The sequence below is a fragment of the Nostoc sp. TCL240-02 genome, assembly GCF_013343235.1.
Taxonomy (GTDB): Bacteria; Cyanobacteriota; Cyanobacteriia; order Cyanobacteriales; family Nostocaceae; genus Nostoc.
Genome location: NZ_CP040094.1, coordinates 2,598,069 through 2,620,619 on the forward strand (window position 1 = coordinate 2,598,069; position 22,551 = coordinate 2,620,619).

19 protein-coding genes and 3 pseudogenes are annotated in these 22,551 nt (G+C 41.1%); 11 read left to right on the forward strand and 11 right to left on the reverse strand.

Annotated features, from left to right (window positions below; translation table 11 throughout):
• Window positions 1–78 precede the first annotated feature (78 nt).
• The 4 genes from FBB35_RS10955 (at window position 79) to FBB35_RS10970 (ending at window position 1,648) form a co-directional block, all read left to right on the forward strand.
• The gene (locus tag FBB35_RS10955) at window positions 79–600 is read left to right on the forward strand and encodes a J domain-containing protein (RefSeq protein WP_174713603.1); all 522 of its coding nucleotides are present in this window, start codon (window positions 79–81) and stop codon (window positions 598–600) included.
• Window positions 601–631: 31 nt separating this feature from the next.
• Window positions 632–904, forward strand: coding sequence for a DUF3143 domain-containing protein (locus tag FBB35_RS10960; RefSeq protein ID WP_012412225.1), 273 nt, complete (start codon window positions 632–634; stop codon window positions 902–904).
• 166 nt (window positions 905–1,070) lie between these two features.
• Window positions 1,071–1,343, forward strand: coding sequence for a type II toxin-antitoxin system ParD family antitoxin (locus tag FBB35_RS10965; protein WP_174709661.1), 273 nt, complete (start codon window positions 1,071–1,073; stop codon window positions 1,341–1,343).
• Window positions 1,340–1,648, forward strand: a complete 309-nt coding sequence (locus FBB35_RS10970) for a type II toxin-antitoxin system RelE/ParE family toxin (protein WP_174709662.1) — start codon at window positions 1,340–1,342, stop codon at window positions 1,646–1,648. Before FBB35_RS10965 ends, FBB35_RS10970 begins: the two co-directional genes overlap by 4 nt.
• A gap of 109 nt (window positions 1,649–1,757) precedes the next feature.
• Here the strand turns inward: FBB35_RS10970 and FBB35_RS10975 are convergent, their stop codons facing one another.
• The 3 genes from FBB35_RS10975 to lysA all read right to left on the reverse strand — a co-directional run bounded on the left by FBB35_RS10975 (window position 1,758) and on the right by lysA (window position 5,242).
• Entirely contained in the window at window positions 1,758–2,507 is a 750-nt protein-coding gene (locus FBB35_RS10975; protein ID WP_012412222.1) for an isoprenyl transferase, read from the reverse strand.
• Window positions 2,504–3,427 (reverse strand): diadenylate cyclase CdaA, encoded by a 924-nt coding sequence (cdaA, locus tag FBB35_RS10980; protein WP_114083815.1) that lies wholly within the window; start codon window positions 3,425–3,427, stop codon window positions 2,504–2,506. Before cdaA ends, FBB35_RS10975 begins: the two co-directional genes overlap by 4 nt.
• A 345-nt stretch (window positions 3,428–3,772) precedes the next feature.
• Entirely contained in the window at window positions 3,773–5,242 is a 1,470-nt protein-coding gene (gene lysA, locus FBB35_RS10985; RefSeq protein WP_174709663.1) for a diaminopimelate decarboxylase, read from the reverse strand.
• A gap of 92 nt (window positions 5,243–5,334) precedes the next feature.
• On the opposite strand from lysA, the gene rimI reads away from it, so the two are divergent.
• Window positions 5,335–5,886 (forward strand): ribosomal protein S18-alanine N-acetyltransferase, encoded by a 552-nt coding sequence (rimI, locus tag FBB35_RS10990; protein WP_114083813.1) that lies wholly within the window; start codon window positions 5,335–5,337, stop codon window positions 5,884–5,886.
• A gap of 276 nt (window positions 5,887–6,162) precedes the next feature.
• Here the strand turns inward: rimI and FBB35_RS10995 are convergent, their stop codons facing one another.
• Window positions 6,163–6,348 (reverse strand): hypothetical protein, encoded by a 186-nt coding sequence (locus tag FBB35_RS10995; RefSeq protein ID WP_167755962.1) that lies wholly within the window; start codon window positions 6,346–6,348, stop codon window positions 6,163–6,165.
• Between FBB35_RS10995 and FBB35_RS11000 the strand changes: the two genes are divergently transcribed.
• A complete protein-coding gene (locus tag FBB35_RS11000) occupies window positions 6,298–8,766 on the forward strand; it encodes an ATP-dependent Clp protease ATP-binding subunit (protein WP_174709664.1) in 2,469 nt (822 codons plus the stop codon). The two genes, FBB35_RS10995 and FBB35_RS11000, sit on opposite strands and share 51 nt — an antisense overlap.
• A gap of 438 nt (window positions 8,767–9,204) precedes the next feature.
• Here FBB35_RS11000 and FBB35_RS11005 read toward each other — a convergent pair whose 3' ends face one another.
• Window positions 9,205–9,771: a hypothetical protein gene (locus tag FBB35_RS11005; RefSeq protein WP_174709665.1), complete on the reverse strand. Its 567-nt coding sequence runs from the start codon at window positions 9,769–9,771 to the stop codon at window positions 9,205–9,207.
• 191 nt (window positions 9,772–9,962) lie between these two features.
• Between FBB35_RS11005 and FBB35_RS11010 the strand changes: the two are divergent.
• Window positions 9,963–10,094 (forward strand): annotated as a pseudogene (locus tag FBB35_RS11010) (Uma2 family endonuclease); the annotation flags it as partial.
• A 19-nt stretch (window positions 10,095–10,113) separates the two neighbouring features.
• Here the strand turns inward: FBB35_RS11010 and FBB35_RS11015 are convergent.
• Window positions 10,114–11,500, reverse strand: a pseudogene (locus tag FBB35_RS11015) (DUF2079 domain-containing protein).
• Between the two features lie 77 nt (window positions 11,501–11,577).
• Here FBB35_RS11015 and FBB35_RS11020 point away from each other — a divergent pair.
• Entirely contained in the window at window positions 11,578–13,146 is a 1,569-nt protein-coding gene (locus FBB35_RS11020; protein ID WP_174709666.1) for a glycosyltransferase family 39 protein, read from the forward strand.
• 23 nt (window positions 13,147–13,169) lie between these two features.
• On the opposite strand, the gene FBB35_RS11025 is transcribed toward FBB35_RS11020, so the two are convergent.
• The 4 genes from FBB35_RS11025 to FBB35_RS11045 all read right to left on the reverse strand — a co-directional run bounded on the left by FBB35_RS11025 (window position 13,170) and on the right by FBB35_RS11045 (window position 19,104).
• A complete protein-coding gene (locus FBB35_RS11025; RefSeq protein ID WP_174709667.1) occupies window positions 13,170–14,435 on the reverse strand; it encodes a hypothetical protein in 1,266 nt (421 codons plus the stop codon).
• Window positions 14,436–14,470: 35 nt separating this feature from the next.
• On the reverse strand, window positions 14,471–15,541 hold the full coding sequence (locus tag FBB35_RS11030; RefSeq protein WP_368041828.1) for a hypothetical protein: 1,071 nt from the start codon (window positions 15,539–15,541) through the stop codon (window positions 14,471–14,473).
• 279 nt (window positions 15,542–15,820) lie between these two features.
• Entirely contained in the window at window positions 15,821–17,752 is a 1,932-nt protein-coding gene (locus FBB35_RS33890; protein WP_217481707.1) for a DMT family transporter, read from the reverse strand.
• A 44-nt stretch (window positions 17,753–17,796) separates the two neighbouring features.
• On the reverse strand, window positions 17,797–19,104 hold the full coding sequence (locus tag FBB35_RS11045) for a mannosyltransferase family protein (RefSeq protein ID WP_174709668.1): 1,308 nt from the start codon (window positions 19,102–19,104) through the stop codon (window positions 17,797–17,799).
• A gap of 458 nt (window positions 19,105–19,562) precedes the next feature.
• Here FBB35_RS11045 and dxr point away from each other — a divergent pair, with 458 nt between their 5' ends.
• The 3 genes and pseudogenes from dxr to FBB35_RS11060 all read left to right on the forward strand — a co-directional run bounded on the left by dxr (window position 19,563) and on the right by FBB35_RS11060 (window position 21,932).
• Window positions 19,563–20,759, forward strand: coding sequence for a 1-deoxy-D-xylulose-5-phosphate reductoisomerase (gene dxr / locus FBB35_RS11050; protein ID WP_174709669.1), 1,197 nt, complete (start codon window positions 19,563–19,565; stop codon window positions 20,757–20,759).
• 293 nt (window positions 20,760–21,052) lie between these two features.
• Window positions 21,053–21,283, forward strand: a pseudogene (locus FBB35_RS11055) (hypothetical protein); the annotation flags it as partial.
• Between the two features lie 451 nt (window positions 21,284–21,734).
• Window positions 21,735–21,932: a hypothetical protein gene (locus tag FBB35_RS11060; protein WP_174709670.1), complete on the forward strand. Its 198-nt coding sequence runs from the start codon at window positions 21,735–21,737 to the stop codon at window positions 21,930–21,932.
• Window positions 21,933–22,045: 113 nt separating this feature from the next.
• Here FBB35_RS11060 and FBB35_RS11065 read toward each other — a convergent pair whose 3' ends face one another.
• Window positions 22,046–22,546 carry a thioesterase family protein gene (locus FBB35_RS11065; protein WP_174709671.1) on the reverse strand — a complete coding sequence of 167 codons (501 nt, stop codon included), beginning with the start codon at window positions 22,544–22,546 and terminating at the stop codon, window positions 22,046–22,048.
• Between the last annotated feature and the right edge of the window lie 5 nt (window positions 22,547–22,551).

Below are 22,551 nucleotides of genomic sequence, written 5' to 3' on the forward strand. Positions count from 1 at the left end.
GCAATTCACAAAGGATTTAAAATATAAAAAATATCTTTGAGCAAAGTGACTCAAACAGCCGTGAATCAAAACAGGGCAATGCCACAAAGCAGTGAACCAACTTATTACTCCCTGCTAGGACTGCATCCCTCGGCATCAGTAATTGATATTCGTCGCGCTTATCGAGAACTGAGTAAACGCTATCATCCTGATACTACAGACTTGCCTACTGCGATCGCCACTGCCAAATTTCAGCAAATCAACGAAGCTTACGCCACCCTTAGCCATCCAGAACGGCGTTTAAGCTACGATTTAAAAATTGGCTATTCCCGCTTTGGAGTGATTCAACCACCCCCTGACTTGAATCATCCCGCCTCGCGTCATGACTGGTCAAAATCAGCTTACCTTGATGCTAGCGATCGCCCCTTATCATCTGGCGAAATTTTTGCTTTATTTATGCTGGTGTTAACATTTGTAGGTTGTCTGTTGTTAGCAGTTGCCATTGGTTTAACTCGTGGTGATGCTGCTTTTCAAACCCGTTTGCTACAGTCAACTCCCTCTGTACAACAGCAAATTAACCATGTATCACAACTAATTACCCTTATGGTAATTAAAAATTAAAAAATTTCCTAATCTAAAATCCCAAATTCCTATGCCTCTTCTTCCCTCAGATACGCCCCTATATAATCATCCCCTACCACAAATTGAACAGTGGCTAAAAGACCAAGGTTGTAAACAAGACGAAACCCAGAGGCATTGCTGGCATGTGCAGCGGCCTAGTTGGCAAGCTGAACTATGGCTCGACGTTGAACAAATTGTAGTGCGATATGTCCAATCTGGGGAAAATGGACAAGATATCCAACGCTCATTCAAATATTCTCTCAGTCGTGATGATGTAGAACAAGCTGTGTTTTCTGGGCCATAAGGAAGAGTACAGTTGACCGTAAAAGTGCGTAGTTTACCGCAGTAGGCATCGTTAATCTTCTAAAGTAGGTGTAGCTGACAAAAGCACCCACCAAAAGCGTAGACGCGTAGCGGCTTGTCGATAGACATCGCTTACAATTAAGTTACTCCTACTCCGACAAAAATCCATGCAAATCGTTCTGCCACCTGAAGTAGAAGCCCTAGTTCAACGCCAACTCACTAGCGGTAAGTATCAGAACGCGATCGCAGTTATTCTTGCAGGCATAAAGCTCCTGGAACAGCAAGAAGACAACTATCAAGGACGATTGCAAGACCTACAACAAGAAGCGCGGATTGGGTGGGAAGCGTCCGAGCGGGGCGAAGTTGTTGATGGTTCGGCTGCAATGGATCAAATTCGTGCCAATGTGCGGTCGCGCTACGGTGTTTCAGACAAAGCATGACCTCACAATTTCGCCTTACCAAACCGGCAATTCAAGACATTGAGCAGATAGTGGATTACATTGCTAGACAATCTGGCTTGGCTCAGTCTGAGGGTTTTCTGAGTAAGCTGGATGCGAAATTCGCCAAAATTGCTCAGTTCCCTGGTATCGGACGACTGCGTGATGAAATTTTACCCGGTATCCGTAGCCTCTCAATAGAAAATTACCTCATCCTCTACATGCCCATAGGGCAAGATGTGGAGATTTTTCGTGTTGTCAGTGGCTATCGAGATATCAAAGCCCTATTCGATGACTCTGATTCTTGATACTCCTTCTCCTTCTGAACATTAATTCTCTCCCTTGGTTAACAAGCCTCGTGGTTATCTCCACCCAACCCACTGAGGCGGAAATTGGCGGTTGGGTTTTATTATAAATTTATACTTTCCCAAATCGCCGCTCCCGTTGTTGGTAGGCACACAAGGCGCGGTGAAACTCGGCTCGGTCAAAATCGGGCCAGAGAGCATCAGTAATGTAAATTTCTCCATAAGCCATTTGCCAGAGAAGGAAATTTGAGAGGCGCATTTCTCCACTGGTGCGGATTAACAAATCTGGGTCAGTGATTCCTGCTGTATACAAGTGGCTCTCAAACACCTGCTCATTAATTTCATCGGGTTGTAGCAGACCTTGCTGAACTTGTTTTGCGATCGCCTGACAAGCTTGTAAAATTTCCTGCCGTCCGCCATAATTAGTTGCCACTGAAAACCGGATACCGCGATTATCCTTGGTTTCTTCCATTGAACGGGATATTTCTTGTTGGAGCGATCGTGGCAAAGCCTGCAAATTTCCGACAAACTTAATTTGAACATTCTCTTCGACCATTTCCCGCAGTTCTTGGCGCAAAACTCTTTGAAACAGAGTCATCAAAAAATCCACTTCTTCCTGCGGTCTTTTCCAGTTCTCCGTTGAAAAAGCATAAGCTGTCAGCGCCTGAATTCCCCAATCCTGACAACAGCGGAGTAAATCCTTAAGAGCATCTACTCCTCGCTTATGACCCATAATTCGGGGTAGACCCTGACGTTTAGCCCATCGACCATTGCCATCCATAATTACCGCGACGTGCTGCGGCAATAGTTCTCGTTTTAAATCAGTAGGCAAATCTTGCAGTTTAGTTTGTTGTGCTGTCATTTTTTATCTCGAGAAGCGGTCGATGGTAATCCGAGTAAACGTGAAACCAGTGCTAGTGTCTTCCCACCTATCCGACGAACAAAACTCAACAGACCAGGAGCAACAGCTTCCCTATCCACGGTTGGTGACAAAAGAGCCTCTAATGACTCTTTTAGTTTCTTAATCGTCAGTGGTCTATTTAGAGTTCCCCGTTCCGCTAAAGAAATGGAACCCGTTTCTTCAGATACAACGACACAAATGCAATTTTCGACCCGCTCAGTAATTCCCATTGCCGCCCGGTGGCGTGTTCCCAACTGGCGCGAGGCTGTGCGTCCCGAAAGTGGTAAAATTATACCCGATGATACGATCCGTGAGCCACGGATTAATGTCGCTCCATCGTGTAACAAAGTTTTCGGCTGAAAAATTGTCTGGATTAGTTCTTTAGAAACCTCCGCATTTAGCTTTACTCCTGGCACAGAAAAATCTCGCTCATCAATTGGCCCTGTGGTTTCCACAATTAGTAAAGCTCCAATCCGGTTTTTTGACAATTCTTTAACAGCCTCAACAATTTCATCAATTACACTATCAGATTTGGGGATTGCCAGACGGTCGGGTTGAAACAACTGGCGGAATTCGCCACGCCCCAATTGCTCCAAAAACCGCCGAAACTCTGACTGTAAAGCAACTGCCATCGCTACAGCACAACCAATCACCAACTTTTCTAGTACAAAACTTAGCAGAGGTAGTCCTAATCTGCCACTTAGTGCTGAGGCTAGCATTAAGATAATGAATCCCCGCACCATCCACAGTGTTCGGCGCTCACTAATAATAACTAGTATCATGTAAGTCAGCGCCAGCACTAACACAATATCCAGAGTCCCAAGCAGCAAGGACTGTGACCACCCCAGGTTTATCAGCCATTGCTTCCACCAATCTCTCATGACATCTGGATTACACTTTTGCCTCTAATTACAGTTAGTCATTTGTCATTTGTCATTTGTTATTAAACCGCGTCTACTGTGAAAACCGTAGTTTTTTGTAATGAGGCTAAAGCTCAAAACTCAAGCCACGACAGAATAATATACTCTCTTCAAAAACTCTAGGTTTCAAAATAGACGGGGTTTAGCTCCTAGCTAATGACCCTTACGGGTGACGCTCCTGCGTTGCTACCGCTTTGCTAGCGCCAGTCACTCATGGGGGAAACCCCCTTCTCTACGAGACGCTTTGCGAAGGCGCTAGCCTCTCCCTTTGGGAGAAGACCGTGCTGGCTCACCAATGACCAAGGACTAATGACTATTTTTTAGCCTTTCTGGTAGGCTATCTTGTCGAATTAAGTCTTGATAAGTTTCACGTTGCAAAATTAAATTCGCTTCGCCATTCGCCACCACAACTGCTGCCGGTCGGGGCAAGCGGTTGTAGTTAGATGCCATACTGTAATTGTACGCACCAGTTCCCATAACTACGAGAATATCTCCTGGTTCAGTCTTTGGGAGTAGTGCATTTTTAATCAGAATATCTCCTGATTCGCAATGTTTACCAGCAATTGTGACTGTTTGAGTTAAAGGAGAAGACATTTTATTGGCAACTACTGCCCGATAAACTGATTGGTAAGTAATCGGGCGAGGATTATCGGACATTCCCCCATCGATCGCTACGTAGGTACGAATTTCTGGAATAACTTTGGATGAACCAATAGTATAAGCAGTGATGCAAGCTGTGGCAATTAGCGATCGCCCTGGTTCACTCAGTAATTTCGGCAAAGGCAGATTTTCGACCGCACAGGCTTCTTGGACAACTTCACAAATTGCCTTCACCCACTCTTCAATGCTGGGGGGATCGTCTGATTCTGTATACTTAATTCCCAAACCACCACCAACATTTAACTCTGTAATATTTAAACCATACTTCCCCGCATCCCGTAGCCACTGCACCATGACAGCAGCCAAATCTTGATGCGGTTGGCGCTCAAAAATTTGGGAACCAATATGAGCGTGTACCCCAACGCAGTCAAGGGTGGGTTGTTGACTGACAAAGGTAAACACTTCATCTAAATCGTTGGGATCAAAGCCGAATTTGCTATCTAAGTGTCCCGTGCGAATATATTCGTGAGTGTGGCATTCAATACCGGGAGTTAGACGTAGCATGATACGTATAGGCAGAGGGAATGAGGTAACATTTTCTCCCCCTGCTCCCCTGCTCCCCCGGTTACTGAGCGTAGTCGAAGTATGCTCCCCTGCTATTTCCACAAGAGTACGCAACTCATACCAGTTATCCGCCACAATGGTGACACCAGACTTGATCGCTAAAATTAATTCTTCACGAGACTTATTATTGCCGTGGAGGTAGATTTTATTGGGACTAACACCCGCTTGTAGGGCGGTGTAAAGTTCACCCCCAGAAACTACATCGATTCCTAAACCTTCAGACGCTGCGATCGCACAAACTGCTAAACAATTCCAAGCTTTTGAGGCGTACAATACTTGAGATTCGCCCTTGTAATACTGCTTGAAAGCATCTCGGTATTGCTGACAAGCTGAACGCAGGGTTTCTTCATCTAAAATATATAAAGGTGAACCAAATTGCTTAACTAGGGTTGTGACATCACATCCACCAATTTCTAGGGAGTCATGATTATGAACTCTAGCAGTTAGGGGTAAAAGTTCCTGATTAGGCGAGAGATTTGGGTTAGTGTCGCGCCTTTGAGGTAAATACTGACTTCCAGAATGTTGAACCCCAGTGGGGTGAGTCGATACCATAAATATAAAAGTTGTCCTTGTTCAAATTACGGGCTTTGAGTTCGTCTCCCGATTCCCAGTTTACAAAGGGTTTGTAATCTTATTCAATAAATGTGATCTCATTAGACTTAGAAATTAAATTACTGACACCAGATAATCTCAGTGCAATTCTAGAACTAGATCAAGCCTGTTTTGGCGGACTTTGGACGATGGAAGGCTACAAACGAGAATTGGATAGCCCCAACAGCGATTTACTCGGTTTATTTTCCCCATTCTCCAACGTTAGTTTGTTAGGAATGGGTTGCTTTTGGTCAATTTTAGAGGAAGCCCACATTACAATTTTGGCGGTTCATCCCCAATATCACCGTCAAGGTTTGGGTGCGGCTTTACTATATTCACTCCTTAAGACAGCTTGCGATCGCGGAATGGAGCGAGCTACCCTCGAAGTCCGAGCTTCCAACTTGGCAGCAATATCTTTATATCAAAAATTTGGCTTTAAAACAGCCGGACGGCGGCGGGGTTACTACCAAGATAACGGTGAGGATGCGCTAATCCTTTGGCTCCCCGATTTACAACACTCCAAATTTCAAACAACTTTAGACCAGTGGTATGCCACAATCAGCGATCGCCTTAGCAAATCCTCTTGGCACTTACTTTTTAAGTAGTTGGAATTAAAGGCTTGCGATCAGCTTCAGCAAGAAAAGCAACTTTGCTGCACTTAATTAGATTTAAATATTCTATAAATAATGAATAAGCTATAAGAAAAACATATTTAACTTTTCTATGCTTGATATTTACAAGTGTATATGGTATATGTAGATGTTTGGGATTAAGTGAAAAAACTCTCAATATAAGCAGTCAGCTATTTGTAATAAATCTCAAAAAGTCCCAAAAACGCTGGTGAACTAAAGCTCCTCAGTACACTAGCCAAATAAAAGCAGTCAATAGTTAACAATTAGCCCATCAACTAAAGTCATAGCTTCAGGATGTCTATAATCTGTTATACAGGCATCCAAAAGCTTTGCCTGTGCTAAAATCAGCATACCGGCACGACCGCAGGTGATGGGAAAAATGCCATGTTTGAACGCTTCACAGAAAAAGCCATTAAGGTAATCATGCTGGCCCAAGAAGAGGCCCGCCGTTTAGGTCACAACTTTGTCGGAACCGAGCAGATCCTCCTGGGTCTGATTGGCGAAGGCACTGGAGTGGCTGCCAAGGTGCTGAAATCAATGGGCGTCAATCTTAAAGATGCCCGAATTGAAGTTGAAAAAATTATAGGACGGGGATCAGGCTTTGTTGCCGTGGAAATTCCGTTTACGCCACGGGCAAAGCGAGTTTTAGAACTCTCCTTGGAAGAAGCACGCCAACTGGGGCATAACTACATTGGCACCGAGCATCTGCTGTTGGGCCTAATCCGCGAAGGGGAAGGTGTCGCAGCCAGGGTGCTAGAAAACCTAGGAGTGGATCTATCTAAGGTAAGAACCCAAGTCATCCGTATGTTGGGAGAAACTGCCGAAGTTTCACCAGGCGGCTCATCCGGGCGCACAAAAACCCCGACTTTGGATGAATTTGGCTCAAACCTGACCCAGATGGCGATTGACAATAAGCTCGATCCAGTGGTGGGACGCGCCAAGGAAATTGAGCGGGTGATTCAGATATTGGGTCGCCGAACCAAAAATAACCCAGTGCTGATTGGGGAACCAGGGGTTGGTAAAACTGCGATCGCTGAAGGTTTAGCTTCACGCATTGCCACCAAAGATGTCCCTGACATCCTCGAAGATAAACGCGTCGTCACGTTGGATATTGGTTTGCTCGTAGCAGGAACCAAGTACCGAGGTGAATTTGAAGAACGCTTGAAAAAAATCATGGATGAAATCCGCTCTGCGGGTAATGTCATTCTCGTGATTGATGAGGTACACACCTTAATTGGTGCGGGTGCGGCAGAAGGTGCGATTGACGCAGCAAATATCCTCAAGCCAGCTTTGGCCAGAGGTGAGTTGCAGTGCATCGGTGCTACAACCCTAGATGAATACCGGAAGCACATCGAGCGAGATGCAGCGCTAGAGCGGCGTTTCCAACCAGTGATGGTTGGTGAACCTACAGTTGATGAAACAATTGAAATTTTATATGGTCTGCGCGAACGCTACGAGCAACACCATAAACTGAAAATCTCCGACGAAGCATTAGTGGCGGCGGCGAAGTTATCAGACCGTTACATTAGCGATCGCTTCCTCCCAGATAAAGCCATCGACTTAGTTGATGAAGCTGGTTCTAGGGTGCGCTTGATTAACTCCCAGCTGCCACCAGCAGCCAAAGAGTTAGACAAAGAACTGCGTCAGATATTAAAAGAAAAAGATGATGCAGTGCGCTCTCAAGACTTTGACAAAGCTGGAGAACTGCGCGATCGCGAAATGGAAATCAAAGCCGAAATCCGGGCGATCGCTCAAAGCAAGACCAATGCAACTGGCACAGAAGGTGAAGAACCTGTAGTTACAGAAGAAGACATTGCCCACATTGTCGCTTCTTGGACTGGAGTACCGGTGAACAAACTCACCGAATCTGAATCTGAAAAGCTGTTGCACATGGAAGACACCTTGCATCAGCGTTTAATCGGTCAGGATGAAGCTGTGAAGGCAGTTTCACGAGCAATTCGTCGCGCTCGTGTCGGTTTGAAGAATCCCAACCGACCCATAGCTAGTTTTGTCTTCTCTGGGCCTACTGGTGTAGGTAAAACAGAGTTGGCGAAATCCTTAGCTGCTTACTTCTTCGGTTCCGAAGAAGCGATGATCCGCTTAGATATGTCCGAATACATGGAGCGTCACACCGTCAGCAAACTGATTGGTTCCCCTCCAGGTTATGTTGGCTATAACGAAGGTGGTCAGCTAACCGAAGCCGTGCGGCGGCGACCTTACACCGTGGTGTTGTTTGACGAAATCGAAAAAGCACACCCCGATGTATTCAACATGCTGCTGCAAATTTTGGAAGACGGTCGGTTAACTGATGCCAAAGGTCGCACGGTGGACTTCAAGAACACCTTGCTGATTTTAACTTCCAATATTGGTTCTAAGGTAATTGAAAAAGGCGGTAGCGGTATCGGCTTTGAATTCTCCGAAGATGCCAGCGAGTCAACTTACAACCGGATTCGCTCCTTGGTGAACGAAGAACTCAAACAGTACTTCCGTCCAGAGTTCCTCAACCGACTCGATGAAATCATCGTCTTCCGTCAGTTGAACAAGCCGGAAGTGACCCAAATCGCCGAAATTATGCTCAAGGAAGTATTTGGTCGTCTAACTGAAAAGGGTATCACCTTAGAAGTTAGCGATCGCTTCAAGGATCGTTTGATTCAAGAAGGTTACAGTCCCAGCTACGGCGCAAGACCATTACGTCGGGCAATTATGCGCCTGTTAGAAGATAGCCTAGCAGAAGAAATTCTGTCTGGTCGTATCAAAGATGGCGATACAGCCCTTGTTGATGTGGATGAAAATGGCATTGTCCAAGTTAGTTCTCAACAGCGTCGGGAATTGTTACCCCAAGGTGTTGAGTAAGATTTAGGGTTTGGGATTAAATCTCAAATAAAAAATTAGAAAACGGTAGAGTGTTTATTGCTCTACCGTTTTTATTCACTAAATATTCATTAACTACTTCAAATTTGGATCTAGTAGCATTTGGTCTGCGGTAGTAAGCTGTTGTGTTTTTAATTTGCACATTGAGACAGCAGGGGAGCATACTTCGACTACGCTCAGTAATCGGGGGAGCAGAGGGGAGGGTTTACAGGTTTTACCTAAAAGATTATGAGGCAACTTGTAGGCGCGACAGCTTATATTGTTCACTATTATCGAGGGTGGATTGGTAACAATTGAAGAGTTTTAGCTTTCATGATCCAGTTTTGATAGTTATTTAGAAGTTATGAAATTGAATTGGGAGATTTCTCTAGATGAAGTGAGGCGATTAAAATTGCATTGGTATTTAATTGTAAAAATTGCTTAATTCATCAGATAAAAACAGAAAATTTCTGTTATTTTACCTTTTTCAACAGAAAATTTTAAACCTCCAGGGCTGGGTTCTTCAACTATGTAATTTAAATTGGTAACTTTACCATCTTGAGATATTTCAGTTTTTCCATAGATTCTAATCACTTTTGATTGACTGTCACCTACTTTTAGTCCATCTATGGTGGAATATTTAGAACTAGTTGCTTTAATTTGATAAACAGTAAAGTTACCTGGTTTAGCACCTTCATCTAAATCAAGTGTGATACCTGCATATTTAAGAGTACGAACTTTACCAATAGCGGCTATAAAACCATTTTCTACTTTTACAGGTTTACCTAAAATTTTTCTGACTTGTGCCTCGGACATAGAAAGTTTTACGCCACCTATTCCTAGACGTTCAATAGTTATTCCTATTAATTGATTATTGGTATTCTGAGAAATTTGATAGTTAGTGGTGGTAGCAGTTACTTGATTATGGGTGTAGCTAGTCAAGGGAATAACAAAAGTAGCGATGCCTAGGGCGGGCTGCACCAACGCCAACGAAATTTTTCTTAACATAATTGCATACTCGACTATTTTATAGTTACCAAGCTATCACCTCAGCCTGTGTATCAGTTTTATCACATGCTTTCCAGTGTGTCTTTATTTTCAATCTACTTATTCTGAATCAGAAGTGAAGTGCCTTTAAAATGGGTGAATATAAAGAATTATTGGAATCAATCGTAATGACTGTGATAGTTGCTAAGTAGATGATTAACGCTGGCATTTTGAGCGATCGCAAAGTTTAACTACTTCAGGTGGAAATTGTCGAAATGTCACTGGAAGGGAAATCCCATGCTTATAGTAGTGGTGAAGCTGGTGACTATCCAGCAAACTTATTGGCTGCTTAACTAAAACTTATCAAGGCACTTTGACAAACAAATACACATCATCACGCTGATATTTCAAATTAAATTTTTGATTATTTTTAAGTTGATTGACCAAGCTTGCAGCAAACTCCTGACTACTTGACCAGCCAGGATGACGAATATTCAGTAATACATAATTAAAAGCATTTAAATCAGCAGGTGGGGAATCGGCATTTGTATAGGTAATCAATTTTCGGTTGCTTAAATGCGGACAAATTTGTGCTGTGGTGTAAACACTTTCTTCAGTGTGAATCTGAGCGATCGCTTCTTGTATAGCTTGATAAGTATCTATAGACACTAAATACTTACCTCCAAAATGGGTAAATTTTGCCAGACTTAAAAACGCCACCAATGACCACAGGATAATCTCTCGTCTATTTTGTAGCCATCCCCTACCTGCGGCGAGAGTAGAAATTACAGCCAATAACAGGAATGGCATCGCTGGAATAGAGTACTGATGTACCAAGTCTTTTTGAGGTTGGTAATCAGCTAAAATATTAAGTGCCAAACAAGGAATAGCTCCTACCAAAGGTTTTATTCCTTGTGGGGAAAGCCCCCAAATCAAAGGTACTAACAGCAAAACCAAATATCCCAGGTTATCTAGTGAAAAAACCTTTCCCAAGATCAGTCCTGGCTGAAACACTATATTTTTAGCAATCCCTAGAACTGAATTACCCAAATAGCTGTAACGTCCTACTGCTGCTGCTTCTGCACCACTGAAAAAAGGAATAATTACCTGAGTAGCAATCAGAAACCAGGCTACACCAGCACCAATAGCGATCGCACCATATAAACGCCGCTTTTCAAATAAAAGTAACCAAACTCCCATTGCGGCAACGGTGAGGGACAATACCTCCTTACATCCCAAGACTAAGAAAATACTTAAACAAAACCATCCTACCTGACCTAATCGTGCTGCTAAAACCGCCGCTAAAAGTAGTGGTACAGCGATCACTTCTGGGTGAAAATCAAATAGATTGGCGTTAAACACCAATGGATAAAGTAGATATACAAATGCGATCGCTATTGCTTGGTTTTCCTTCAGTCCAGCTTGGTGGGCTCCAAGTAGGCCAAGCGCCTAATGCCAAAGCAAATGCCTGCACAGCAAATAGCCAGTAAATACTGCGATATATTTTATACAGTAAAGCTAAGGGGTAGAATATCAAAGCAGCATGATCGCCGAGAATATGAAAACCCATAAAAGAACTAATAGGTGGTTCCCCTTTACTAATTAAATAAACCACTTGGTCAAAAATTCCCAAATCAAAAGCGGTTGACTGAAACAACTCATGTCGTAGGCTGCTGCATCCAAACAAAATTAAGGCACTCATGCCAATTATCCAACCAAGATAACCAAGCTGATTCAGTTTTTTCCTCATACCATCAAAAAAGTGTTCATCGTGAGTATTTTAGATACATAATTAGCAATATTATTCATTACCCTAATCAGCCCTACATGTATCGCACAAATATTGTAAAGCTATTCACAAAAATAACTATAATTTTCATACAAAAAGAATGGTTATTTAGCTTACTGATAATATCTCTAGTTATCTGGTTGATATTTTTAGGAAACTCCCCTTTACGAGATTGGGATGAAGGTACTTACGCTCTAGTCGCAAGAGAAATTTACCGGACTGGTAACTGGCTTTATCCCACCCTTCAGGGAGAACCATTTTTATTAAAACCCCCTTTGATGCAATGGTTAATTGCTTTGTGCTACCAACTAGGAGGAGTGCAAGAGTTAACCACACGCTTACCTGGTGCAGTTTTAACTGCCTTGGGTGTGCCTTTGCTTTATTTAGTAGGGCGTTTGGCTTTTCAGCAAAATTTACCTGCTCTATTTGCTGCTTTAGTTTACTTGACAATGTTGCCTGTGGTGCGTCATGGACGGCTAGCAATGTTAGATGGGATGACTATTTCTTTTTTCTTGCTGTTGTTATTTTGTCTTTTGAAGGCACGTCAGAATCGAAAATATGCTTTAGGCGTGGGATTTTGTCTGGGGTTAATTATTCTGACTAAGGGGACGATAGTTTTACTATTAGGGGCGATCGCCTGTTTATTCTTGCTTGCAGATCGGCAATTAGCTTTGTTCAAAAGTTCCTATTTATGGGTAGGAATTTTATTAGGAAATGCTCCTGCGATCGCTTGGTATATTGCTCAATGGCAACATTATGGTAATACTTTTTTAGAAGTGCATTTTCAAGCACAAGCTTTTGACCGCCTTACACAAACTGTTGAAGGTAATAGTGGGCCTGTTTGGTACTATTTATTAGAATTACTCAAATATAGTTTTCCCTGGCTGTTATTTTTACCTGGAGGGCTTTATCTAGCTTGGAAAAAACGTTATGAAACTTGGAGTTATCTAGTTCTTTTGGTCACAATTATTTACTTAGGAACTATTTCTTTTATGAGAACTAAGCTTCCGTGGTATGTCATGCCTGTATATCCATTTTTAGCCTTGGCAATTGGCGCTAATTTGACTGAAGTTTGGCAGAATCGTCATTTTCAAGTGCGAACCTGGACAATATTTTTGGCTATTATTTCTATTGCTGGTTTAGGAGGTTGTGTTTACTTTTTTATTAAGAAACAGCCTATTTTGATAGTCATGAGTATTGTTTTGGTAATAAGTATGGGCATCGCAGCATGGCTAGTTAAACAGCGCGATCGCAATTTTATTCCAGTATTATTTACAGGGATGTATTTAGTTTTAACCCTGTTGGTAAGTTCGCAATCTTGGATTTGGGAATTAAATGAAGCTTTTCCAGTCAAGCCAGTAGCAGCATTAATTCGGGCAAATGTTTCGCCAGGAACACAAATTTACACATCTTTTGCTTATGGCCGTCCTAGTTTAGATTTTTATAGCGATTGCAAGGTAACTGCTACAACTGTGCCACTTATACAAAAAATGCTATCAAATAAATCTTATTTGCTGTTAGATAATGGGGCTTTACAGCAAATAAATTTAACTGGTAGTAAAATTCTAGGTGCAGCTAACGGATTTACACTAATTACCAAAAATTAACAAAACAGAATTCAGAATGAAGCCTAAGCTACCCAAAGATCACGGGCAAATCGAATAGAAAATGTGAACATTAGTATTGCAAAAAAGTACATAATTGGATATCCCCAACGAGGATAACGGGCAAGTAATAACCCAAACGCCATTGACAGCGATACAATACCGTAAGCGTAGCGTTCAGCCGAGGCTGTAATTCCAGTGTTTAAAATTAAAGCTAAGGAAGAAAACCCATAGACAACAGTAACAAGGGGAATTTTAGCACGTGATAACCATAATAAATATATCCCACCAAAAACTAGTGGGATTTTTAGTAATTCATCTCCTGCCAATAACCACAACAATAGCCATAAAAAACATACTCCATTGCGGAATTTAACCATCCCCAGATGTAAACGAAAGCGCCATAATAAACAGGCGCTACTAATAATTAATAATAATAATAACGGATGCAAAGGGTCTTTAATATAGCCAGCTTTAAAATTAGTGTAACCTATCGTAATTTGCATCAGCATCTGCCACCAACCCTGCCAAGCAAATCCTGCTGCATCACCACGCCACGCTTTTTGTGCATGGATGAAAGCCAAAGCATCGCCAAATCTAATTTGACAATAAAGGCTATACAAAGATATACCCAAACCAACACTTAAACTGGCAATATAGGCTTTTATACCTCTACGTTCTTTCCAAGAAACAAATATAAAAGCTGTGATGAGAGCAACTCCAGGTAGTCGTGTGGCTGTAGATAATGCTCCCCAGAATCCTGCCCAAATATATTGCTTTTTATCAAAGGCTCGTAAGGCAGATGTGGTACATAGCAAAAACAGACCTTCAGTGTAAATTACAGTTCCATAAAGAGAATAGGGACACCATACTAAAGTAGCTGTTACCCATCGTGCTGTGCTTGTGCCGTAAAGCTCATGTACCCAACGATAAAGTATTATTAAGGTAGCTAAAAAAGCCGAATTATTAACTAATATAGCTGCTACTTTAGGAGAAAAGCCAATAAACATAACTATACGACTTAATAAAGGAAATAAAGGAAAAAATGCAACCGTGTGTATTTCCTTTACATCACTAGAGAAATCATAACCATAAGTCATAATTTTCTCATACCAAACACTATCCCAAGCATAGAAAACATCCCAACTAAATGTAGCAGCAACGCTATTAGATGGGGCTGGAAATAATGGAGCAATCAGTAACATTGCGATAGTGATTAGAAGCCTACTAGATAGCCACATTACTATGACAAAAAATAAGCCATCCAGCAAAAACTTTTTCCCTATGTTCATTTTTTAAATAGATAAATTAACTTTTAATTGATGCGTTAGAAAAATTCAGCTTTTAATTTTGGGTAAATCATGTCACAATTTCGCACAACAAACCAGAGTGTAAAACCTAAAGGTATAGAAAACAACTGGATATATATAGGAGTTCCCAAATAGCCAAAAAATGATGATATTTGCACTACGATAGCTACCCAACGATATTGAGGAAAGTAAAAGGCAAATATAAGAGAAAATATATCGGTAGGATAGAAATATCTGTCGTGCATCTTGGGTAGGATATATGGCATAAAGAAAACTGATATTGTCGCTAAGTGTATCAGTCTATCTTGAGTAATTTCTAGTCTACTTTTATAAACAATGTATGCAAATAAAAATATCGCATATATAGTTAAGGCTAAACCTATAGGAACAACAATATTATAAAAATTATTGGGAATCCATTGATAAATGTTAGGTGCATTTTTAGTGAGTTCTTTATATTTATTAGCTTGGTTAAAGTATATTAACAGCAATTCTGACATTGGTCTGCCTGCAACGCAAGCTGGCAATATTAAAACTACATATACTAATGGAATCAATGGTAAATAATACCAATAAATTCTTTTTTTTAGTAACATTATTAATAATAAAGGTACTAAAAACATAGCTTGAAACTTAAAAGAAAGTGCTATGCCAAAGCTAATTAATGCTAAAACTTGTTTTTGAAGAGATAAAAAATAAATACAGGCAATTAATCCTGTTGTATAGATAACATCACATTGCCCCCAAATTGCACTATTACAAATTACACTAGGACTCAATATAACTGCCAAAAAAGCAAAAATTGGTATTTTTCCTTCTAGATATTTTAGTTTGACAATTTTGTAAGTTAAAAAGGCACAAAGAAAATCAACAGTTATAGCAAAAAGCTTGATTGCGAAGATTTTTGGCAATCCAGACAGCAGGGTGGCAGAGATTAAAATCCAGTAGAGGTAAGGGGGTGTGTAATCGGCAAAACTATATTTTAGAGCGCTGAAGCCGCCATGAGATGCAATGAAATCATACCAAGGCTCTAAAAAATATTTATAATCAAGCGATTTACTCGGAACAAAAACTAATCGAATTACCACTGCTAATATAATACCAATAGTAAAGTATCTATTAACCTGAGATGGGAAAGACTTTAACAGCCTATTGAACTGATGTTTCACTAATTTTAATAATGTATTGTCGGCAGTTTTCGTTATAAATTGTATCAGTCAAGTTGGCAGTGTCGAAATATTAAATCAAGAGAAAGCGATTAGAAATCGCGGCTACACAAAATTTTCCCCATCTCGTAGGGTTAAAACTATTGATTTTTCATGCTTTTTGTGTATTAGCGTTCGCGTCAGTGTGCCGGAGGCTCTATACTAAGATCCTTCGTTTGTTATTTGAACAGTGGATTGACTAGATTGCGCTAGATAGATACCCACTAAAACTACGGCGAAAGTCGCCCAGTCAAACAAACCTACCTGTTCTGAAAAAATGAACCAAGCAAAAATAGAAGCTAAGACTGGTTCGAGGAGAAGTGTGACGGCGACGACGCTAGAAGAGATTCTGCTGAGGCTATAAGCTAAAAGTCCCTGACCCAATACTTGGCAGAAGAGGGCTTGGAAAATTATGAAAAACCAACCCGTCCAGGAATAAGGTAACAGTCGATCTTCGAGGAATGGGAGTACGGGTAGTAGAAACATTGTTGTTACTCCACAGCGCCACAGCATGATAGTTGCGGTGCTAAACCGGGTTCGGAGTCGTTCTATCAGCAGCATACACGTAGCCATGAAAATGGCAGTTAGCAATGCTAAGGTATCACCCAGTATTTGGTCAGTTGCAAATTGCACCTTATTGAGTTCAAATGCGATCGCTCCCGCCAAGGCTATGACCAGTCCAATCACGAATCTGTTATCGAAGCGCCGACCAAATAACACATATCCAGCCAAAGCAACAAATAAGGAGTTCAAATTAGAGAGTAAAGCAACATTGGCAACACTAGTTTGACTCAGCGACCAAGCCCACAAAAGAAGGTAGGTTCCAGCAGAGGTTCCCATTGCCAACAATAGCCACACTTCTTGACTTGTAAAAGGCTCATTTTCTATAGGTTCATTCTCAGATTGTTGGCTACGGAAAGCCTCAAGTAAATTCCATAGGGCGAATACAATTGTGGCGATCCAACTACGATGAAATACTACAGCATTTGCACCAATTTCTTGTTGGCATAATTTGGTCAAAGATGGTGCTAAAGATATGGGAATTAGGGCAAATAATAATGATGCAGTTCCTAATAAAGCTGGTGTTTCGGAAAATTGCTGCTTTATTAATAACAGTTTGCTCGTCATACTTTTAATGAAAGTGTTAACTAGAGTTGTGATTGATTCCTGGAAAGGGAAATTAATAACACCTTGGCTAGATACGGCTAAGTATAAACCCATTAAAACTACAGCGAAACCTACCCAATTTGAAAAAGTCAATTTTTCTGAAAATATTATCAGAGCGAAAATACCGCTAAATACTGGCTCTAACAGATGCACCAAGGAGACAACCACAGAGGAAAATTTCGCAAGACAATAGGTCAAAAGTCCATGACCTAAAACTTGGCAGATCAGCGCTAGGGAAATGACCCACAGCCACCCACTGACTGTAGAAGGGAAAAGCTGATCTTGAGTAAACAAAAGTATGGGGAAGATAACTAGGGCACTAATCGTACTGATCCACAACTGGATTGTGGCCGGAGAAAATTTAGTTCGTAATTTTTCTACGATTAGCAGGTATCCACTCAAGAAAATCGCAGAAACGATCGCAGCAAAGCCCCCTTGAACTTCGTCTGTAGCGATTTGCAACTCCTCAAATTCTATAGCGATCGCTCCCCCAAGGGCGATGACCATCCCAATCAAGAATTGGCTCTCAAAACTTTTACGATATAACAGCCACACCCCTAAGCTAGTAAATATAGGGGCGAGATTATGTAAAACACTAGAAATCGCAACGCTAGTTTCAGTTAGAGACCAAGCCAAAGAGACCAAAGTACCAGCCCAAAAGATCCCAGCACTTCCCAATAGCCAGAGATCATGGCTAGTGTAGGATTGCTGTTCTTCAGGTTTGTCTAAGGAAAGTCTCTGACGTATAGCCTTGTATCCGTTCCAGAGCAAAAAGAACACACTAGCAAGCCACAAGCGATTAAATACAGTGGCATTGGGGCTGAGTTGAGTTTCGCTCAATTTCACGAAAATAGAGCCAAAAGATATGGCACCTACACCGACAAATAATGCAGCTAGGGCTATCTTCCTTTGATTGGATACATTCATTAGGAAATTTAAATTCAACTTCTCACCAATAAAAAATCAAACCTCTAACCAACCCAACGTTCTTGGGCAAATCCTATAGCTATTTTGGCTAGTAGTGTCATAAAAGCACCCAAGATTAAATATCCCTGACGAGGATGGCGAGATAACAGCACACCAATGGCTATATTCAAAGGCACAATACCATAAGCGAGACGGCTCAAGGAGATAGTACCTCCCGAAGCTAGCAGCAAACCAATACCGCAAAAGCCATAAATAACTGTAACTGCGGTCAGTTGCGTGCGTAAGCGCCATAACACATAGCCACTACCCAAGACCATAAACAAGTTGAGCAAGTTATTGATCCACTCTTCGCTTGCTAGGAGCAACAGAGATAAGACTAAAGCATAAAAGCTATAGAATAATTTCACAAAATTCAAATGTTGACGGAAGTGCCATAAAAGATAGCCACTGGCAACAATCACGCCTAATAACAAGAAATACCAGGGGTCTGCAATCCCGCCAGATGGTTTTTGAATCCAACCATATTGCCAGTTTTTTGTGCCAACTATAATTTGCATCAGCATATTTAACCAACCCTGCCAATCAAACCCCAGATTGGGCCGCCATCCTCGTTGTGCTTCGATAAAAGCTAAAGGGTTGCCAAAATAAATCGCACAATACAAACTAAATAGAAGTATGCCAATGGCGGTAACAAAACCAGCAATATAGGCAATGGGCGGTCGGCGTTCTTTCCACGCTGCGATCGCTAATGCTGGAATTAGTGCCATACCTGTAGGACGTGTTGCTGTCGCCATCGCCCCCCAAAGCCCAGTCCAGCCATACTGCTTTTGATCAAACGCCCGCAAAGCCGAAGTACTCAAAAACAAATACAGCCCCTCTGTGTAAACCACCCCCGTAAACATGGATGATGGATATAAAGAAACTACAGCAGTAGTCCAGTGCGCTGCATTGATGCCATAATGCTCCTTAACCCAAAAGTACAAACAGTAAAGGGCTGCAAAAAATGCCAAGTTGTTGACTAACGTCCCTGCTAATTCAAAGGGTAAGCCCAACTTCATCAAAACCCAGATGCTTAAGGGAAACAGGGGAAAAAAAGCAAGATTATGTTGCTTGCCGTCATTGACAAATTCATATCCAGAAGTTGCGATCGCTCGATAGTGCATACTATCCCAAGCATCAAAAACTCCCCAGCCAAAATGAGGCAAAAATTCTTCTGCTGGTAACGGTAGTTTTGGCGCAACCAGCAACATAGCAGTCCAGATGAATATTCGACTGGCAAGCCATAAGGCTGCTGGAAATAGGAAATCATTTTTCCATAAAACTTTTTTTATAACTATTTGAACTTTGACCATAGGGTTGAGTGCTTCAACAAACTCCTTTCTGCATCCTTTTACCTATGGCTGTAACACAGCAATTTATGAGTAACATTTTGCATATTAAATCCTCCACCAACATAATTAACAAACTGGACAAATTAGCAATTAATTGAAATTATTTCCTATTTGGTTACTTTTGCCCATTCTCTAGAAGTTCATCTTTAAAAATATAGTATTTATAAGTACATTTTTTATCTAGTTATATGAAAATTGAGCAAATTTAGTACTTTATGGCTAGTAGTCTATCGAGTTAAAATCAACCGATTGGGGTTGGTGCAGCCAAAAAAGCATGGATAAATTTCCCTTTGTATCCCTGATCTTTCCCTCCCCGCGTCTCTACTCGTCTGCATCAGTGTATCGATTATAGTCATTGCTGTTATTAAAGAGTCCCCAGCAATTTATAGTGGAAGTTGTCTGTAAATCCTTAAGCAATTGTGAAAGCGATTACTCTTGTTGGTTCCACTGGTTCTATCGGTACTCAGACTTTAGATATTGTCACTCAGTACCCAGATCAGTTTCGGATTGTGGGATTGGCAGCTGGGAACAATGTAGAAATGTTAGCTGCTCAAATTCGGCAGTTTCGACCGAAAATAGCAGCAATTTGCTCAGAAGAGAAATTACCAGCGCTCAAAGAAGCTATCATTGACCTCGATCCCCAACCGATTCTCCTGGCTGGCGAGGCTGGAGTGATAGAAGTCGCCCGCTACGGTGATGCTCAAACCGTTGTTACTGGGATCGTTGGTTGTGCTGGTTTGCTACCCACGATCGCAGCCATTGAAGCTGGTAAAGATATTGCCTTAGCGAACAAAGAAACCCTGATTGCTGGGGCTCCTGTGGTTCTACCCCTAGTCGAAAAACATGGTGTAAAATTACTCCCAGCCGATTCTGAACATTCCGCAATCTTTCAATGTCTCCAAGGTGTACCAAAATCTGGCTTGCGAAAAATCTTGCTCACTGCATCTGGTGGGGCTTTCCGCGACTGGGATGTAGAAAAGTTGGCAGATGTAACTGTTGCAGATGCTCTCAAGCATCCTAATTGGTCGATGGGGCGTAAAATCACGGTAGACTCTGCTACTTTGATGAATAAAGGACTGGAAGTAATTGAGGCTCACTTCCTGTTTGGGTTGGATTATGACAATATCGAAATTGTTATTCATCCCCAGAGCATTATTCACTCGCTGATTGAACTGCAAGATACTTCCGTTTTAGCCCAACTCGGTTGGCCGGATATGCGCTTACCTTTACTGTATGCCCTATCTTGGCCTGATCGCATCTACACCAACTGGGAACGACTAGATTTAGTCAAAGCTGGAAACTTAACCTTCCGGGAACCAGATCACCAAAAGTATCCTTGTATGCAGTTGGCTTATGCTGTGGGTAAAGCTGGTGGTTCCATGCCAGCTGTGTTGAATGCCGCCAATGAGCAAGCTGTGTCTTTATTTTTAGATGAAAAAATTCGCTTTTTAGATATTCCTCGGTGTATCGAATGGGTGTGCGATCGCCATCAAAATGATCACCGTGTTAATCCCTCTTTAGATGACATTTTGGCAGCAGATAAATGGGCAAGACAAGAAGTTTTAACAGCGACTGAAAAGTTAGAGACTCACTCGCAGATAATTTCTCTGCGATAAAAACCTTTAATTTAGATATCCAAAAAGCAGATTTTATACTTCTTGATCAATTCTTGTTTAGCCTTCAGCCTAATGCTGAAGGCTAACGGTTAAATTCAGTGGCGAATTAGTGCAAAAAAAGCTACCACAATTGCCCTCTCACAAACCCCAATAAATGCGTAGCCGTAAGGCTTGTCGTCAGACATCGCACTTCATCTCATCAACAATAAATGTGTAGCTGTCAGATTTGTCATCAGACATCGCACTCCTCATATTGATACAATTTACAGAATTCAGTATACATCTACTATTGAATGTCGAAATCAGCCGATATTAGTACTAAAAAACTAATTAGCCTTGCTCCCAATAATTGGGTAAGGTGGGTAACACAAATTCCTGGTATTGTCGCTCAAGAAATTCTCAATTCAGATTTTCAATGAATAAGTCGAGAAAGTGATGTATTAATTCGTGTTGAAAGTCCTCGGTCAGGTAAGTTTCTGATTTTAAATGAATTACAATTGCGTTATAAACCAGATATGCCACAAAGTTTTTTGACTCCTTCGAGTTGATACAGTAATTATCTTACTAGTTGCTGAATAGATTTTTTTAGAAACTATTAGGACTCCTGTCTGATTTCTGAACAAAATTTCAAATACAACCCTGAGACAAAAGCCTTTTTACTCTCAGGATGTTTTCAAAAATCAAATCGGAGTCCTAATCTGACTCTTGTATATTGTGATTATTGATACAAAAAATTTAAAAAAGTCTTTCCAGTAATTCTGCCAAATTGCCAAATAATTTGCCTTTCATCTAAATTATTGCCTCATTTTCAGATAATATGACATTGGCATAGTTAAACAAAAAATCTTGGCTTTAGTATCTATTCCAAATTAGGTTTAATAGCTTTAGCACTAGTAATTTTTAGTTCAGATAAAATTACCCTTTCTGAATAAATATCCTCTCAGGTAAGGGCTCTTGTTAAGGAATTTATATATTATGATTGCTACGTTGATTGTAGCTTGGATTGTCTTCGTAATATTGTGGAAGTTATTTAAAGCTACTCTAAAGAATGCATTAACCATTGCCGCAATTCTGATTTTATTAAACATTAGTTTTGGCATTACTCCACAAGATATTTGGCATCACATAATGCAGTTTACTCAAAGTTTATCAAATATCCAAAACAGCAAGTAAAAAGTAAAATTAATTGTATTCAGCACAAAATGAACTAGACGAGTAGGGGCAATTGATGCATTGCCCCTACTTTAAATTATTAAGGATAGTTAAATTCTGCTACAGTGTACCGATCAATCATTATTTAATGCTGAAATCTTGGCTAATGCATCCTTAAAACTCGGCGGTAACTGACGCATAATCTTGCCTCTTTCGCGATCTAAAGCGACTAAAGTCACTTTGGCAGTAACATACAATTGTTGTCCATCAGTTGAAACAATGGCATAATCCCAATTAATTCTGACACCAGTTACCTCGGCCATGCGCGTTTTTACTACCACTGCCATACCCAATTGCATTGAACGATGATAACGCAACGATAGTTCTACAACTGGTAAATCGCAACCTATCGCAACTAAATCAGCAAATTCAATCCCTATAGATCGTAAGCATTCAATCCGCGCTTCTTCCATCCAAGCTACATAAGAACCGTGCCATACAACACCAGAATAATCAGTGTGGTGGGGTTGCACCCTCAGAGGATATTCAAACCAATTCCCAAATTCATGACTTGATGGATTGTCAAGGGCGGTGGTGGGTGGTAATTTTGGTTGGCTGGGTTTTTCTTGTGACATTTTCA

Excerpts from the sequence above, each read along its gene's own strand:
- FBB35_RS10960 (WP_012412225.1), top strand. The coding sequence starts at position 632 with ATGCCTCTTCTTCCCTCAGATACGCCCCTATATAATCATCCCCTACCA.
- FBB35_RS10975 (WP_012412222.1), bottom strand. The coding sequence starts at position 2,507 with ATGACAGCACAACAAACTAAACTGCAAGATTTGCCTACTGATTTAAAA.
- FBB35_RS10965 (WP_174709661.1), top strand. The coding sequence starts at position 1,071 with ATGCAAATCGTTCTGCCACCTGAAGTAGAAGCCCTAGTTCAACGCCAA.
- FBB35_RS11060 (WP_174709670.1), top strand. The coding sequence starts at position 21,735 with ATGATTGCTACGTTGATTGTAGCTTGGATTGTCTTCGTAATATTGTGG.
- FBB35_RS11020 (WP_174709666.1), top strand. The coding sequence starts at position 11,578 with ATGTATCGCACAAATATTGTAAAGCTATTCACAAAAATAACTATAATT.
- FBB35_RS10955 (WP_174713603.1), top strand. The coding sequence starts at position 79 with ATGCCACAAAGCAGTGAACCAACTTATTACTCCCTGCTAGGACTGCAT.
- cdaA (WP_114083815.1), bottom strand. The coding sequence starts at position 3,427 with ATGAGAGATTGGTGGAAGCAATGGCTGATAAACCTGGGGTGGTCACAG.
- FBB35_RS10970 (WP_174709662.1), top strand. The coding sequence starts at position 1,340 with ATGACCTCACAATTTCGCCTTACCAAACCGGCAATTCAAGACATTGAG.
- FBB35_RS11000 (WP_174709664.1), top strand. The coding sequence starts at position 6,298 with ATGTTTGAACGCTTCACAGAAAAAGCCATTAAGGTAATCATGCTGGCC.
- FBB35_RS11045 (WP_174709668.1), bottom strand. The coding sequence starts at position 19,104 with ATGGTCAAAGTTCAAATAGTTATAAAAAAAGTTTTATGGAAAAATGAT.
- FBB35_RS11005 (WP_174709665.1), bottom strand. The coding sequence starts at position 9,771 with ATGTTAAGAAAAATTTCGTTGGCGTTGGTGCAGCCCGCCCTAGGCATC.
- FBB35_RS33890 (WP_217481707.1), bottom strand. The coding sequence starts at position 17,752 with ATGAATGTATCCAATCAAAGGAAGATAGCCCTAGCTGCATTATTTGTC.
- FBB35_RS11065 (WP_174709671.1), bottom strand. The coding sequence starts at position 22,546 with ATGTCACAAGAAAAACCCAGCCAACCAAAATTACCACCCACCACCGCC.
- lysA (WP_174709663.1), bottom strand. The coding sequence starts at position 5,242 with ATGGTATCGACTCACCCCACTGGGGTTCAACATTCTGGAAGTCAGTAT.
- FBB35_RS11025 (WP_174709667.1), bottom strand. The coding sequence starts at position 14,435 with ATGAACATAGGGAAAAAGTTTTTGCTGGATGGCTTATTTTTTGTCATA.